This is a genomic window from Streptomyces sp. NPDC058678 (genome assembly GCF_042714835.1).
Lineage (GTDB): Bacteria > Actinomycetota > Actinomycetes > Streptomycetales > Streptomycetaceae > Streptomyces.
Genome location: NZ_JBHXSG010000024.1, coordinates 116109 through 131442 on the forward strand (window position 1 = coordinate 116109; position 15334 = coordinate 131442).

Sequence of the window (15334 nt, forward strand, 5' to 3'; positions counted from 1 at the left end):
CACCCTACGAATCGACCAGCCCGATCCACCAGCCATTTCCGCCCGGCCGAACGCGTTCGAGGCCCGGCCCCCACGGGGAGCCGAGCCTCGTACGGAGCAGGTTGCCCTACAACTACAGCCCCGCAGCCTTCCGCAACGCGTCCACGCGGTCCGTCTTCTCCCACGTGAACTCGGGCAGCTCGCGGCCGAAGTGGCCGTACGCCGCCGTGCGGGCGTAGATCGGGCGGAGCAGGTCGAGGTCGCGGATGATGGCGGCCGGGCGGAGGTCGAAGACCTCGTCGATGGCCTTCTCGATCCGGTCGGTGTCGACCTTGGCGGTGCCGAAGGTCTCCACGAACAGGCCGACCGGCTCGGCCTTGCCGATCGCGTAGGCGACCTGGACCTCGCAGCGGGTGGCGAGGCCCGCGGCGACCACGTTCTTGGCGACCCAGCGCATCGCGTACGCCGCCGAACGGTCCACCTTGGACGGGTCCTTGCCGGAGAACGCGCCACCGCCGTGGCGGGCCATGCCGCCGTACGTGTCGATGATGATCTTGCGGCCGGTCAGGCCGGCGTCGCCCATCGGGCCGCCGATCTCGAAGCGGCCGGTCGGGTTCACCAGGAGACGGTAGTTCTCTGTTTCCAGCTTGATGCCGTCGTCCAGCAGCGCCTTCAGCTCCGGCTCCACGACGAACTCGCGGATGTCGGGGGCGAGCAGCGACTCGAGGTCGATGTCCGAGGCGTGCTGCGAGGAGACCACGACCGTGTCGAGGCGGACGGCCTTGTCGCCGTCGTACTCGATGGTGACCTGCGTCTTGCCGTCCGGGCGCAGGTAGGGGATGGTGCCGTTCTTGCGGACCTCGGACAGGCGGTTGGAGAGGCGGTGCGCCAGGAAGATCGGCAGCGGCATCAGGGTCGGCGTCTCGTCGCACGCGTAACCGAACATCAGGCCCTGGTCACCCGCGCCCTGGCGGTCCAGCTCGTCCTCGTCGCCCTCGACCCGGGACTCGTAGGCGGTGTCGACGCCCTGCGCGATGTCCGGGGACTGCGCGCCGATCGACACCGAGACACCACAGGAGGCGCCGTCGAAGCCCTTCTTCGAGGAGTCGTAGCCGATCTCCAGGATCTTGTCGCGGACCAGCTGGGCGATCGGCGCGTACGCCTTGGTCGTTACCTCTCCGGCCACGTGCACCAGGCCGGTCGTGATCAGCGTCTCGACGGCGACCCGGGAAGTCGGGTCCTCCTTCAGGAGCGCGTCGAGAATGGTGTCGCTGATCTGGTCAGCGATCTTGTCGGGGTGACCCTCGGTCACGGACTCCGAGGTGAACAGGCGACGGGACACAACGCTCCCTGGGTTTGCAGCGGCTGCTGGCTGATCATTGGCGGACGGCCGGGGGCTGCGCCCGGCGTCGTCCGAGAACAGTTTATCGGTCGCGCTCGGCCATCGGCCTCCCTGTCTCGCCTCTCGGGAGGGCTGTGACCTGCGGCACGGGCATTCTGCCCAATTGCGAGCGGGCTTGGCCAGGGGCGCCACGCCCCAATCTGCGGGGTTCGAGCGATCCTTGGGCCGAAAGGAACCCTCAGCCCAGGCGTTCGGCCACCAGATCCCACACGGTTTCGGCCAGGGCTTCCTTCGGGCCGTGCGGCACCGGGGTCTCGCTGCCGTCGGCGCCGAGCACGAGGGCCTCGTTCTCCTCGGAGCCGAAGGTCTTGCGCTCCCCCACCTCATTCACGACGAGGAGGTCGCAGCCCTTGCGCCGCAGCTTCGTACGGCCGTTGGCCAGCACGTCGTCCGTCTCGGCGGCGAAGCCGACGACCACCTGGCCGGGCCGGGCGCGGTCGGCGGAGATCTCCGCGAGGATGTCCGGATTCCGTATGAGCACGATGGGGTCGGGGTCCTGGCCGTCCTTCTTCTTGATCTTTCCGGCCGCGTACGTCTCCGGCCGGAAGTCGGCCACCGCGGCGGCCATGACGACCACGTCGGCGTCCGCGGCGGCCTTCAGCACCGCCTCCCGTAGCTGCACGGCCGTCCCGACCGGGACGACGTCCACGCCCGCCGGGTCGGGCAGGCCGGTGTTCGCCGCGACCAGCGTGACCCGGGCGCCCCGCGCGGCGGCGGTGCGGGCGAGGGCGTAGCCCTGCTTGCCGGAGGAGCGGTTGCCGAGGAAACGGACCGGATCGAGGGGTTCGCGGGTGCCGCCGGCGCTGACGACGACATGCCGGCCGGTGAGGTCGGGTGGGGTGACGCCCCGGGCCAGGACCCGACGACAGACCTCGAAGATCTCGGCGGGATCGGGCAGTCGGCCCTTGCCCGTGTCGACACCGGTGAGGCGGCCCACAGCCGGTTCGACGACCACGGCGCCCCGGCGGCGCAGCGTCGACACGTTCTCCTGGGTGGCCGGGTGTTCCCACATCTCGGTGTGCATCGCGGGCGCGAAGACCACCGGGCAGCGGGCGGTGAGCAGGGTGTTGGTGAGGAGGTCGTCGGCGAGACCGTGGGCGGCCTTGGCGAGCATGTCCGCGGTGGCGGGGGCGACGACCACCAGGTCGGCGTGCTGGCCGATGCGGACGTGCGGCACCTCGTGGACGTCGTCCCAGACCTCGGTCGAGACCGGGTTGCCGGAGAGCGCGGACCAGGTGGCGGCGCCGACGAAGTGCAGGGCGGACGCGGTGGGGACGACCCGGACGTCATGGCCCGACTCCGTCAGTCTGCGCAGCAGCTCACAGGCCTTGTACGCGGCGATGCCACCGCTGACGCCCAGGACGACCTTCGGTTTGTCCACCGTCTCTCCCCGACCTCGGAAAACGTATGTCCCCATGCTGCACCACCGCGGGGGACGACCCCTCACCCCCGAGCAGACCACAGGCCCGGCAGTCGCGCTGCCGGGCCTGTGGAAAAGCTCACCGCAAGCTGAAAATACTACTGCGCCGGGCCCTCGACAGCCTCGGACGTCAGCAGACCCGCGTTGATCTCGCGCAGGGCGATCGACAGCGGCTTCTCGTGGACGTGGGTGTCAACGAGCGGACCGACGTACTCGAGGAGGCCCTCGCCGAGCTGCGAGTAGTACGCGTTGATCTGGCGGGCCCGCTTGGCCGCGTAGATGACGAGGCTGTACTTCGAGTCCGTGGCCTCGAGAAGCTCGTCGATCGGCGGGTTGATGATGCCCTCGGGCGCGGAGATGGAAGAGGACACGCTCTACCTTCCGATGGATGGGAAAAGATCAGTCATGATCACACAACTTCCATCAAGGCTAGCAGCTCGCGTGCTACATCCTCGACGGAGGTGTTGACCAGGGTCACGTCGAACTCCGGCTCGGCCGCCAGTTCGATCTTCGCCGCCTCCAGGCGGCGCTCGATCACCTCGGGCGGCTCGGTGCCCCGACCGGTGAGTCTGCGCACCAGCTCCTCCCAGGAGGGCGGAGCCAGGAACACCAGCTGGGCGTCCTTCATGGACTCGCGGACCTGCCGGGCTCCCTGGAGGTCGATCTCCAGGAGCACGGGCTCACCCGCCTCCAGGCGCTCCAGCACGGCCGCACGCGGCGTGCCGTAGCGGTTGCCGGCGAACTCGGCCCACTCCAGCAGCTCACCGTTGGCGATCAGCTTGTCCATCTCCTCGTCGGTGACGAAGAAGTACTGGACTCCGTGCTTCTCGCCGGGGCGGGGCTTGCGGGTCGTCGCCGACACCGAGAGCCAGACCTCGGGGTGTTCCTTGCGCATATGAGCGACGACCGTGCTCTTGCCGACCCCGGAGGGGCCGGAGAGCACGGTCAGCCGCGGACGTTCACTCATGCAGCGATTATTCCAGCAATCCCGGAGTGCCCGGGACTCCCTTCCCCGAGTGACCCGGGTTCAGGAGCCGGTGCTGCCGAACTCACGCTCCAAAGAGGCGATCTGGTTGGAACCGAGGCCGCGCACACGGCGGCTTTCGGAGATGCCGAGTCGCTCCATGATCTGCTTGGCGCGGACCTTGCCCACGCCTGGCAGGGACTCGAGCAGCGCGGAGACCTTCATCTTGCCGATGACGTCGTTCTCCTGGCCCTGCTTGATGACCTCGTGCAGGGAGGCGCCGGAGTGCTTGAGTCGATTCTTGACCTCGGCCCGCTCCCGGCGAGCCGCGGCGGCCTTTTCGAGCGCGGCTGCGCGCTGTTCAGGGGTAAGGGGCGGAAGAGCCACGCCTACGTCACCTCGGATGTCGAACTGTCGGATACGGACCGGTGAGGAACCTAGTCGCCCCACACCTGGGGAGCCACGAGCAACACGCTTGCCCGTTCACTCTCGTCGGAGACTAGCGGCCAAGTGCGCCAGAGTCAGCGAGAACAGCGGAAAAGTCCTGGTCAGCCTGCGCCAGGCCGGACATTTCAGACATACTGCCCAGGATTTGAGGATGTATTCAGACTCAAGTCGGCTCCGGACCACTCATCGGAGGACTCGGGCGAGTGAGGCGAGAGTCTCAGGCGGCCGCCACCGCGGCCCGGATCTCCTCCGCGAAGCGGTCCGCTGCGTCACGCAGTGCGACGACGTCGGGACCGTGGCGCAACACACCTCGGCTGACGTTCGGCACGACGTTGCGCACGGCCGCACCGAAAGCACCCGGAAGATCGGCCGGAGTGGCCCCCTGGGCGCCGATCCCGGGCGCCAGGAGCGGCCCGTTGATGTCCAGGTCGTACGACGACAGGTCGCCCAGTGTGGCGCCCACGACGGCCCCGAAGGAGCCCAGGGGCCCCTCCCCCGCGTTCTCGGCGGCCAGGTGGGCCAGCATCGTCGCTCCGACGTCACGGCCGTCCGCACGGATCGCGTGCTGGACCTCGCCGCCCTCCGGGTTCGAGGTCAGGGCGAGCACGAACAGACCGGTGCCGGTCTCCCGCGCCAGCCGGACGGCGGGCCGGAGCGAGCCGTAGCCGAGATACGGCGAGACGGTCAGGGCGTCGGAGAAGAGCGGGGCGTCCTTGTGGAGGAAGGACTCGGCGTACGCGGCCATGGTCGAGCCGATGTCGCCGCGCTTGGCGTCCATCACGACCAGCGCGCCGGCCGCTCGCGCCTCGGCGACCGACTTCTCCAGCACGGCGACGCCACGCGAGCCGAAGCGCTCGAAGAAGGCGCTCTGCGGCTTGAGGACGGCGACCCGGTCCGCCATCGCCTCGACGACCGTGCGGCTGAACCGCTCCAGGCCGGTTACGTCGTCGTTCAGACCCCACTCAATGAGCAGGGCGGCGTGCGGGTCGATGCCGACGCACAAGGGGCCGCGCTCGTCCATCGCCCGGCGCAGGCGTGCGCCGAAGGGCTCCAGGGTCATGCCGTCTTCCTCACGTCGGCGCCGACCGCGTCGGCGAGGGTCTCGTAGGGGCTCGTGCGCAGACGCGCGGCGAGTCCCTTGTGGATGGCGCGGCCCCAGAAGGGCCCCTCGTAGACGAAGGCGCTGTACCCCTGGACCAGCGTGGCGCCCGCCAGGATGCGCTGCCAGGCGTCCTCGGCGTTCTCGATGCCGCCGACGCCCACCAGGGTGATCCGGTCGCCCACGCGCGCGTAGAGGCGACGCAGCACCTCCAGGGAGCGCGCCTTCAGGGGCGCTCCGGACAGACCCCCGGTCTCCTTCACCACGCGGGGCTCGGACTTCAGGCCGAGGCCTTCGCGCGCGATGGTGGTGTTGGTGGCGATGATCCCGTCCAGGCCGAGCTCGACGGCCAGGTCGGCGACCGCGTCGACGTCCGCGTCGGCGAGGTCCGGCGCGATCTTCACCAGGAGCGGGACGTGGCGCGAGGTGACCCTGCGGTCGGCGGCCTCGCGGACGGCGCTCAGCAGGGGCCGCAGCGCCTCGGTGGCCTGCAGGTTGCGCAGCCCCGGCGTGTTCGGCGACGACACGTTCACGACCAGGTAGTCGGCGTACGGCGCCAGCCGCTCGGTCGACTTCACGTAGTCCCCGACGGCCTCCTCCTCCGGGACGGCCTTGGTCTTGCCGATGTTGACGCCGACGACGGTCCTGAAGACGGGCGTACGGGAGGCCAGGCGGGCGGCAACAGTCAGGGAGCCCTCGTTGTTGAAGCCCATGCGGTTGATCAGCGCGCGGTCCTTCACGAGCCGGAACAGCCGCTTCTTGGGGTTGCCGGGCTGCGCCTCCCCCGTGACCGTGCCGATCTCGACATGGTCGAAGCCGAGCATCGACATGCCGTCGATGGCGACGGCGTTCTTGTCGAAGCCGGCGGCGAGTCCGAAGGGGCCGTGCATCCGCAGGCCGAAGGCCTCCGTGCGCAGCTCCTTGTGGCGGGGCGCGAGGGCGGCGGCGACGAACGTCCGCAGGACCGGGATCCGGACGGCGAGCCGGATCCAGCGGAAGGCCAGGTAATGGGCCTTCTCCGGGTCCATCCGGGTGAAAACCAGACGGAAGAAGAGCTTGTACATCGCGAGAGTCCTCTGGGGTCCTCATGAAGAGGGGGACACCTTCCGGTGTCCCCCTCAGGGCTGCTAGTCGCGGGCCGCGGTCAGGTGTCGCGCGTGTTCCTGGAGCGATCGGACGCCCACGTCTCCGTGGTTGAGGGCGTCGATGCCCTGGACGGCCGCCGCGAGCGCCTGGACGGTCGTCAGACACGGCACGGACCGCGCCACCGCCGCCGTACGGATCTCGTAGCCGTCGAGGCGGCCACCGGTGCCGTACGGGGTGTTGACGATGAGGTCGACCTCGCCGTCGTGGATGAGCTGGACGATGGTCTTCTCGCCGTTCGGGCCGGTGCCCTCGGACTGCTTGCGTACGACCGTGGCGTTGATGCCGTTGCGCTTGAGGACCTCGGCCGTGCCGGAGGTGGCGAGCAGCTCGAAGCCGTGGGCGACCAGTTCGCGCGCCGGGAAGATCATCGAGCGCTTGTCGCGGTTGGCGACCGAGATGAAGGCGCGGCCCTTGGTCGGCAGCGGGCCGTAGGCGCCGGCCTGCGACTTGGCGTACGCCGTGCCGAAGACGGAGTCGATGCCCATGACCTCGCCGGTGGAGCGCATCTCCGGGCCGAGGACCGTGTCCACGCCCCGCCCGTGGATGTCACGGAAGCGCGACCACGGCATGACGGCCTCCTTGACGGAGATCGGTGCGTCGAGCGGGAGTTCGCCGCCGTCACCGGTCGCCGGGAGCAGCCCTTCCGCGCGCAGCTCGGCGACGGTCGCGCCCAGGGAGATCCTGGCGGCGGCCTTCGCCAGCGGCACCGCGGTCGCCTTCGAGGTGAAGGGGACGGTGCGGGAGGCACGCGGGTTGGCTTCGAGGACGTAGAGGATGTCGCCGGCCATCGCGAACTGAATGTTGATGAGCCCGCGGACGCCGACACCCTTCGCGATGGCCTCCGTGGAGGCCCGCAGGCGCTTGATGTCGAAGCCGCCGAGCGTGATCGGCGGCAGCGCGCACGCCGAGTCGCCGGAGTGGATGCCGGCCTCCTCGATGTGCTCCATGACACCGCCGAGGTAGAGCTCCTCGCCGTCGTACAGGGCGTCGACGTCGATCTCGATCGCGTCGTCGAGGAAGCGGTCGACCAGGACCGGCCGGGAGGGGCTGATCTCGGTGGACTCGGCGATGTACGACTGCAGGCGCGTCTCGTCGTAGACGATCTCCATGCCGCGCCCGCCGAGGACGTACGACGGCCGCACCAGGACCGGGTAGCCGATCTCGTCGGCGATGGCCTTGGCGCCCGCGAAGGTGGTCGCGGTGCCGTGCTTGGGGGCCGGGAGACCGGCCTCCGCGAGGACCTGACCGAAGGCGCCGCGGTCCTCGGCGGCGTGGATCGCCTCGGGCGGGGTGCCCACCACCGGTACGCCGTTGTCCTTCAGGGCCTGCGCCAGACCCAGCGGGGTCTGGCCGCCGAGCTGCACGATCACGCCCGCGATCGGGCCGGCCTGCGCCTCCGCGTGGACGATCTCCAGCACGTCTTCCAGCGTCAGCGGCTCGAAGTACAGGCGGTCGGAGGTGTCGTAGTCCGTGGAGACGGTCTCCGGGTTGCAGTTGACCATCACGGTCTCGTAGCCGGCGTCGCTCAGCGCGAAGGAGGCGTGGACGCAGGAGTAGTCGAACTCGATGCCCTGGCCGATGCGGTTGGGCCCGGAGCCCAGGATGATGACGGCCGGCTTCTCGCGAGGGGCTACCTCGGTCTCCTCGTCGTAGGAGGAGTAGAAGTACGGCGTCTTCGCGGCGAACTCGGCGGCGCACGTGTCGACCGTCTTGTACACCGGGCGTACGCCCAGCGCGTGCCGCACCTCGCGCACGACGTCCTCGCGCAGGCCCCGGATCTCGCCGATCTGCTGGTCGGAGAAGCCGTGCCGCTTGGCCTCGGCGAGCAGTTCGGCGTCCAGGCGCTCGGCGGCGGCGAGTTCGTCCGCCACCTCCTTGATCAGGAAGAGCTGGTCCACGAACCAGGGGTCGATCTTCGTGTACGTGAAGATCTCCTCCGGCGTGGCACCGGCGCGGATCGCCTGCATGACCGTGTTGATCCGGCCGTCGGTGGGGCGGACCGAGGCCTCCAGGAGCTCCTTCTTGTCGCCCGTCTGGCCGACGAAGGTGAACTGCGAGCCCTTCTTCTCCAGCGAGCGCAGCGCCTTCTGGAACGCCTCGGTGAAGTTCCGGCCGATGGCCATGGCCTCGCCGACCGACTTCATGGTCGTGGTCAGCGTCGAGTCGGCCGAGGGGAACTTCTCGAAGGCGAACCGCGGGGCCTTGACGACCACGTAGTCGAGGGTCGGCTCGAAGGACGCCGGGGTCTTCTCCGTGATGTCGTTCGGGATCTCGTCGAGGGTGTAGCCGACGGCCAGCTTGGCGGCGATCTTGGCGATCGGGAAGCCGGTGGCCTTGGAGGCGAGGGCCGAGGAGCGCGAGACGCGCGGGTTCATCTCGATGACGATGATGCGGCCGTCCACCGGGTCGACCGCGAACTGGATGTTGCAGCCGCCGGTGTCGACGCCGACCTCGCGGATGATCGCGATGCCGATGTCACGCAGGCGCTGGTACTCGCGGTCGGTCAGTGTCATCGCGGGGGCGACGGTGATCGAGTCGCCGGTGTGGACGCCCATCGGGTCGAAGTTCTCGATGGAGCAGACGACCACGACGTTGTCGTTCTTGTCGCGCATGAGCTCCAGCTCGTACTCCTTCCAGCCGAGGATGGACTCCTCCAGGAGCACCTCGGTGGTGGGAGACAGCGTGAGGCCCTGACCGGCGATCCGGCGCAGCTCCTCCTCGTTGTGCGCGAAGCCGGAGCCGGCGCCGCCCATGGTGAAGGAGGGGCGGACGACGACCGGGTAGCCGCCGAGCTGCTCGACCCCCTTCAGCACGTCGTCCATCGAGTGGCAGATGTAGGACCGGGCGGACTCGCCGTGCCCGATCTTCTCGCGGACGGCCTCGACGACGTCCTTGAAGAGGTCGCGGTCCTCGCCCTTGTTGATCGCCTCGACGTTGGCGCCGATCAGCTCGACACCGTACTTCTCCAGCACACCCTGCTCGTGCATGGAGATCGCGGTGTTGAGGGCGGTCTGGCCGCCGAGCGTGGGCAGCAGGGCGTCCGGCCGCTCCTTGGCGATGATCTTCTCGACGAACTCCGGGGTGATCGGCTCGACATAGGTGGCGTCGGCGATCTCCGGGTCGGTCATGATCGTCGCCGGGTTGGAGTTCACCAGGATGACGCGCAGGCCCTCGGCCTTGAGGACGCGGCACGCCTGGGTGCCGGAGTAGTCGAACTCGGCGGCCTGGCCGATGACGATCGGGCCGGAGCCGATGACCAGGACGGACTGGATATCGGAGCGCTTAGGCACGCTGGCCCTCCATCAGGGATACGAAGCGGTCGAACAGGTAGGCGGCGTCGTGCGGGCCGGCTGCCGCTTCGGGGTGGTACTGGACGCTGAAGGCGGGGCGGTCGAGGAGCTGCAGCCCCTCCACCACGTTGTCGTTGAGGCAGACGTGCGAGACCTCGGCGCGGCCGAAGGGGGTCTCGGACACCTGGTCGAGGGGGGCGTCGACGGCGAAGCCGTGGTTGTGCGCGGTGACCTCGACCTTGCCGGTGGAACGGTCCTGCACCGGCTGGTTGATGCCGCGGTGGCCGTACTTCAGCTTGTAGGTGCCGAAGCCCAGCGCGCGGCCCAGGATCTGGTTGCCGAAGCAGATGCCGAAGAGCGGCGTTCCACGCTCCAGCACCGCCTGCATCAGCGCGACCGGGTGGTCGGCGGTGGCAGGGTCGCCCGGTCCGTTGGAGAAGAACACGCCGTCCGGGCCGGCCGCGTACACGTCCTCGACGGAGGCCGTCGCGGGCAGCACGTGCACCTCGATGCCGCGCTCGGCCATCCGGTGCGGGGTCATGCCCTTGATGCCGAGGTCGACCGCGGCGACGGTGAACTTCTTCTCGCCGATCGCCGGGACGACGTAGGCCTCCTTGGTGGCGACCTCCGCGGAGAGGTTCGCGCCCTTCATCTCGGGGGCCTGGCGCACCTCGGTGAGCATGGTGCCGTCGTCGGGCAGCGCCTGGCCGGAGAAGATGCCGACGCGCATGGCGCCGCGCTCACGCAGGTGGCGGGTCAGCGCGCGGGTGTCGATGCCGGAGATGCCGACGACACCCTGCTGACGCAGCTCGTCGTCGAGCGAGCGGCGGGAGCGCCAGTTGGACGGCACGCGCGCGGGGTCGCGCACGACGTATCCGGCGACCCAGATCTGCTTCGACTCGGGGTCCTCGTCGTTGACGCCGGTGTTGCCGACGTGCGGGGCGGTCATCACGACGACCTGGCGGTGGTACGACGGGTCGGTGAGCGTCTCTTGGTAGCCGGTCATCCCGGTGGAGAACACGGCCTCGCCGAAGGTCACCCCCACGGCCCCGTAGGCACGGCCGCGGAAGATGCGGCCGTCCTCCAGGACGAGTACGGCGGGAGGCGCCTTCGTGTCGGAAGCGATTCCCTTGGTGGAGGTCGTCATCGTTCGGCGCCTTCCCTGGTGGTTGTTTTGATCATGGAGTTAATGACGTCGACCCACTCGTTGTGCTCGGCCGCGCGCTCGGAGCGGAACCCGGAGTCGAGCAGCCGGTCGCCGTGCGACCAGGTGACCACGAGCAGTCCGCCCTCGGTCAGCACCTTGCCGGCGATGCCCTTGTCGAGCCGGGCCTCACGCAGCGCCTCGAGAGGGACGAAGAAATCCGTCGCTCCCGGACGTACGACGTCCAGTCCCGCGTCCGTCAGCGTGAGCTCGACCCGGCTGCGGGTGCCCAGGCCGTGCGCCACGATGCGGTCGAGCCACTGCCCGGCAGTGGTGGAGCCGTGGTAGCGGCCGCTCATCGTCAGTTTGGCCGCTCCGGGCTCCTGCGGCATTCCAGGCAGCGACGGCTTGCCGTCTCCGTTGAGGGTGATGGTGGGAGACGGGCGGGCGGGCAGCTCGGGCAGGTCGCCCTGGAGGGTGCCGCGCCACTTCCAGCCCTCGCGCATCAGCCAGTAGAGGAGCGCGACGAACAGGGCGAGACCGACGAGCCAGCCGATGCGGGCGGCCCAGTCGGTGACCTGAGCCGATTCCTTCTCTGCGGCCAGCAGAATTACAGGTGTCACGTGAGCTTCCCGTCGACGAGCGTGGCCTTGCCCCGGAGCCAGGTGCGCGTGACACGGCCCGGCAGCTCGCGACCCTCGTAGGGCGTGTTGCGGCTGCGCGAGGCGAAGCCCGCGGGGTCCACGGATCCACGGTATTCCGTGTCGACGAGAGCGAGGTTGGCGGGCTCACCTGCCGAGACGGGACGGCCGTGGCCCTTGGCCTGCCCGATGCGGGCCGGGGCGAAGGACATACGGTCGGCGACCTGGGCCCAGTCGAGCAGTCCGGTGTCGACCATCGTCTCCTGGACCACCGACAGCGCGGTCTCCAGGCCGACCATGCCCATGGCGGCCGCGGCCCACTCGCAGTCCTTGTCCTCGTGCGGGTGCGGGGCGTGGTCGGTGGCGACGATGTCGATCGTGCCGTCGGCGAGCGCCTCGCGCAGGGCGAGCACGTCCCGCTCGGTGCGCAGCGGCGGGTTGACCTTGAAGACCGGGTTGTACGTCCGTACCAGCTCGTCGGTGAGCAGGAGGTGGTGCGGGGTGACCTCGGCGGTGACGTCGATGCCGCGGGACTTGGCCCAGCGCACGATCTCCACCGAGCCCGCGGTCGACAGGTGGCAGATGTGGACGCGGGAACCGACGTGCTCGGCGAGCAGGACATCCCGGGCGATGATCGATTCTTCGGCCACCGCGGGCCAGCCCCCGAGCCCCAGCTCGGCGGAGACGACGCCCTCGTTCATCTGGGCGCCCTCGGTCAGCCGCGGCTCCTGCGCGTGCTGGGCGACGACCCCGCCGAAGGCCTTCACGTACTCCAGCGCCCGGCGCATCATCACGGCGTCGTCGACGCACTTGCCGTCGTCGGAGAAGACGGTGACGCCGGCGGCCGACTCGTGCATGGCGCCCAGTTCGGCGAGCTTCTTGCCCTCCAGGCCGACGGTGACGGCCCCGATGGGCTGGACGTCGCAGTAGCCGTGCTGGCGGCCGAGCCGGTAGACCTGCTCGACCACTCCGGCGGTGTCGGCGACCGGGAAGGTGTTGGCCATGGCGAACACGGCGGTGTAGCCGCCGGAGGCGGCCGCGCGCGTGCCGGTCAGTACGGTCTCGGAGTCCTCACGGCCGGGCTCGCGCAGATGGGTGTGCAGGTCCACGAGACCCGGCAGGAGCACCTTGCCGCCGGCCTCGACGACCTCCGCGCCCTCGGCCGACAGACCGACGCCCACCTCGGCGATGGTCGCACCGTCGATCAGCACGTCCTGCGGCTCGCCGCCGAGCACCTTCGCACCACGGATAAGGATCTTGCTCATCTGTCTTACTTCTCCTCGTCCGCGGAAAGGGTGTGCGCGGAGCGCTCGCTGGAAGGGTGGTGGTGGGAGACGGGCGGGCGCGTGTGGCTGACGGCGGGTTCGTTGCCGCCCAGAAGCAGGTAGAGGACGGCCATCCGGATGGAGACTCCGTTGGCGACCTGCTCGACGACGGTGCAGCGCTCGGAGTCGGCGACCTCGGCGGTGATCTCCATGCCGCGGACCATCGGACCGGGGTGCATCACGATGGCGTGCTCGGGCATCCTCGCCATGCGCTCGCCGTCGAGGCCGTAGCGCCGCGCGTACTCGCGCTCGGTCGGGAAGAACGCGGCGTTCATCCGTTCCCGCTGGACGCGCAGCATCATCACCGCGTCGGACTTGGGAAGCGTGCTGTCCAGGTCGTACGAGATCTCGCAGGGCCAGGTCTCGACGCCGACCGGCACCAGGGTGGGCGGGGCGACGAGGGTGACCTCGGCGCCGAGGGTGTGCAGCAGGTCGACGTTGGAGCGGGCGACCCGGCTGTGCAGGACGTCGCCGACGATGGTGATCCGCTTGCCGTCGAGGTCCTGCCCGAGCCCGGCGTCCCGGCCGACGAGCCGGCGGCGCATGGTGAAGGCGTCCAGCAGCGCCTGGGTGGGGTGCTGGTGCGTGCCGTCACCGGCGTTGATGACGGCCGCGTCGATCCAGCCGGAGTTGGCCAGGCGGTACGGCGCTCCGGAGGCACCGTGCCGGATGACGACGGCGTCCACGCCCATGGCTTCGAGGGTCTGGGCGGTGTCCTTCAGGGACTCGCCCTTGGACACGCTCGACCCCTTGGCGGAGAAGTTGATGACGTCCGCGGACAGCCGCTTCTCGGCGGCCTCGAAGGAGATCCGGGTCCGGGTGGAGTCCTCGAAGAAGAGGTTGACGACGGTACGGCCGCGCAGGGTCGGCAGTTTCTTGATCGGCCGGTCGGCGACCCGGGCCATCTCCTCGGCGGTGTCGAGGATCAGGACGGCGTCGTCGCGGGTGAGGTCGGCGGCCGAGATGAGATGACGCTGCATCTGTCAGGCTCCGTAAGGCAGTTCAGGTCGGGACGCGGGGTCTGGGGGTGTGCCCCCAGAGGGCACAGCCGGGCGTGCAGGGGTGCTCAGGGACGTACGCCTGAGTGCCGCTACTGCTCGCGCGTCGGGGAGGTCTTCACACCGAGCAGCACGGTGTCGCGACCGTCCTCCTCGGCGAGCTGGACCTTGACCGTCTCCCGCAGCGACGTGGGGAGGTTCTTGCCGACGTAGTCGGCGCGGATGGGCAGTTCGCGGTGGCCTCTGTCGACGAGGACCGCGAGCTGGACCGCGCGGGGGCGCCCGATGTCGTTCAGGGCGTCGAGGGCGGCTCGGATGGTGCGGCCGGAGAAGAGCACGTCGTCGACGAGGACGACCAGCCTGCCGTCGATGCCGTCACCGGGGATGTCGGTGCGGGCCAGCGCACGCGGCGGGTGCATGCGCAGGTCGTCGCGGTACATGGTGATGTCGAGGGAGCCGACCGGGATCTTGCGGTCGGTGATCTCTTCGAGCTTGGCGGCGAGCCGCTGGGCGAGGAAGACGCCCCGGGTCGGAATGCCGAGGAGCACCACGTCGTCGGCGCCCTTGGCGCGCTCGACGATCTCGTGGGCGATGCGGGTCAGTACCCGTGCGATGTCAGGGCCTTCGAGAACCGGCCTGGCATCGGACGCTTGAGTGTCCATAGAAACGGACCTCCTTCTCCGCCTCACGGGACGGACCTTAAAGGACGTCGGATTTGCGCCATCCACGGTAGCAGGCCCACACGGCGTCCCAGTTCACCCCCTTGGCCCAACGGGTCACCGATACCACGGAAGAGTCGGTGCGGACCATTCGGCTTGACGCGGAAGAGTAACGCTGCGTAACCTCACAGTGAGTTACCAGCCGCGCGGCACGGAACAGACCCAGCCGCGTCGACACAGTGTCCGGGGAGCTATATGTCCAGCGAATACGCCAAACAGCTCGGGGCCAAGCTCCGGGCCATCCGCACCCAGCAGGGCCTTTCCCTCCACGGTGTCGAGGAGAAGTCCCAGGGTCGTTGGAAGGCCGTCGTGGTCGGTTCGTACGAGCGCGGCGACCGCGCCGTGACCGTGCAGCGACTCGCCGAGCTGGCGGATTTCTACGGCGTTCCGGTGCAGGAGCTGCTGCCGGGCACCACTCCGGGTGGGGCCGCCGAGCCGCCGCCGAAGCTGGTCCTGGACCTGGAGCGGCTGGCCCACGTGCCGGCCGAGAAGGCGGGCCCCCTCCAGCGGTATGCCGCCACGATCCAGTCCCAGCGCGGTGACTACAACGGCAAGGTGCTCTCGATCCGTCAGGACGACCTGCGCACACTCGCCGTCATCTACGACCAGTCGCCCTCGGTCCTCACCGAGCAGCTGATCAGCTGGGGCGTCCTGGACGCGGACGCGCGCCGCGCGGTGGCCTCCCACGAGGACAGCTGAGCCGCTTCTCATCTGAGCAGAAACGTGCCGCCGGGGTGGCCGGAACTTCATGGTTCCGGCC

Annotated in this window: 13 protein-coding genes and 1 pseudogene; 1 reads left to right on the top strand and 13 read right to left on the bottom strand. The window is 69.6% G+C overall.

All coding sequences use genetic code 11. The features are described from left to right. Nucleotides 1-112 precede the first annotated feature (112 nt). The 13 genes and pseudogenes from metK to pyrR form a co-directional block, all read right to left on the bottom strand. The gene (gene metK / locus ACFWWR_RS22540) at nucleotides 113-1321 is read right to left on the bottom strand and encodes a methionine adenosyltransferase (protein ID WP_383865772.1); all 1209 of its coding nucleotides are present in this window, start codon (nucleotides 1319-1321) and stop codon (nucleotides 113-115) included. A gap of 238 nt (nucleotides 1322-1559) precedes the next feature. Beyond that, nucleotides 1560-2762, bottom strand: coding sequence for a bifunctional phosphopantothenoylcysteine decarboxylase/phosphopantothenate--cysteine ligase CoaBC (gene coaBC / locus ACFWWR_RS22545; protein ID WP_383865770.1), 1203 nt, complete (start codon nucleotides 2760-2762; stop codon nucleotides 1560-1562). A 137-nt stretch (nucleotides 2763-2899) separates the two neighbouring features. Beyond that, entirely contained in the window at nucleotides 2900-3172 is a 273-nt protein-coding gene (gene rpoZ / locus ACFWWR_RS22550) for a DNA-directed RNA polymerase subunit omega (RefSeq protein ID WP_003988945.1), read from the bottom strand. A 38-nt stretch (nucleotides 3173-3210) separates the two neighbouring features. Continuing rightward, a pseudogene (gmk, locus tag ACFWWR_RS22555) lies at nucleotides 3211-3807 on the bottom strand (guanylate kinase); the annotation flags it as partial. A gap of 21 nt (nucleotides 3808-3828) precedes the next feature. Then, nucleotides 3829-4152, bottom strand: coding sequence for an integration host factor (locus tag ACFWWR_RS22560; RefSeq protein ID WP_003977346.1), 324 nt, complete (start codon nucleotides 4150-4152; stop codon nucleotides 3829-3831). Nucleotides 4153-4429: 277 nt separating this feature from the next. Next, nucleotides 4430-5272: an orotidine-5'-phosphate decarboxylase gene (gene pyrF / locus ACFWWR_RS22565; RefSeq protein WP_384304967.1), complete on the bottom strand. Its 843-nt coding sequence runs from the start codon at nucleotides 5270-5272 to the stop codon at nucleotides 4430-4432. Further along, nucleotides 5269-6375 (bottom strand): quinone-dependent dihydroorotate dehydrogenase, encoded by a 1107-nt coding sequence (locus ACFWWR_RS22570; protein ID WP_384304970.1) that lies wholly within the window; start codon nucleotides 6373-6375, stop codon nucleotides 5269-5271. Before ACFWWR_RS22570 ends, pyrF begins: the two co-directional genes overlap by 4 nt. A gap of 63 nt (nucleotides 6376-6438) precedes the next feature. Then, a complete protein-coding gene (gene carB, locus ACFWWR_RS22575; protein ID WP_383865762.1) occupies nucleotides 6439-9747 on the bottom strand; it encodes a carbamoyl-phosphate synthase large subunit in 3309 nt (1102 codons plus the stop codon). Further along, nucleotides 9740-10894: a glutamine-hydrolyzing carbamoyl-phosphate synthase small subunit gene (carA, locus tag ACFWWR_RS22580; protein WP_383865760.1), complete on the bottom strand. Its 1155-nt coding sequence runs from the start codon at nucleotides 10892-10894 to the stop codon at nucleotides 9740-9742. Before carA ends, carB begins: the two co-directional genes overlap by 8 nt. Further along, nucleotides 10891-11514, bottom strand: coding sequence for a hypothetical protein (locus ACFWWR_RS22585; RefSeq protein WP_383865758.1), 624 nt, complete (start codon nucleotides 11512-11514; stop codon nucleotides 10891-10893). Before ACFWWR_RS22585 ends, carA begins: the two co-directional genes overlap by 4 nt. Further along, nucleotides 11511-12797 carry a dihydroorotase gene (locus ACFWWR_RS22590; RefSeq protein ID WP_383865756.1) on the bottom strand — a complete coding sequence of 429 codons (1287 nt, stop codon included), beginning with the start codon at nucleotides 12795-12797 and terminating at the stop codon, nucleotides 11511-11513. The genes ACFWWR_RS22585 and ACFWWR_RS22590 overlap by 4 nt, the downstream gene beginning before the upstream one ends. A gap of 5 nt (nucleotides 12798-12802) precedes the next feature. After that, nucleotides 12803-13837, bottom strand: coding sequence for an aspartate carbamoyltransferase catalytic subunit (locus ACFWWR_RS22595; protein ID WP_383865754.1), 1035 nt, complete (start codon nucleotides 13835-13837; stop codon nucleotides 12803-12805). A gap of 110 nt (nucleotides 13838-13947) precedes the next feature. Further along, nucleotides 13948-14517 (bottom strand): bifunctional pyr operon transcriptional regulator/uracil phosphoribosyltransferase PyrR, encoded by a 570-nt coding sequence (gene pyrR / locus ACFWWR_RS22600; protein WP_307673463.1) that lies wholly within the window; start codon nucleotides 14515-14517, stop codon nucleotides 13948-13950. 252 nt (nucleotides 14518-14769) lie between these two features. Between pyrR and bldD the strand changes: the two genes are divergently transcribed. Next, complete coding sequence (bldD, locus tag ACFWWR_RS22605) at nucleotides 14770-15273, top strand: transcriptional regulator BldD (protein WP_217239608.1); 504 nt, start codon at nucleotides 14770-14772, stop codon at nucleotides 15271-15273. The last annotated feature ends 61 nt before the right edge of the window (nucleotides 15274-15334 follow it).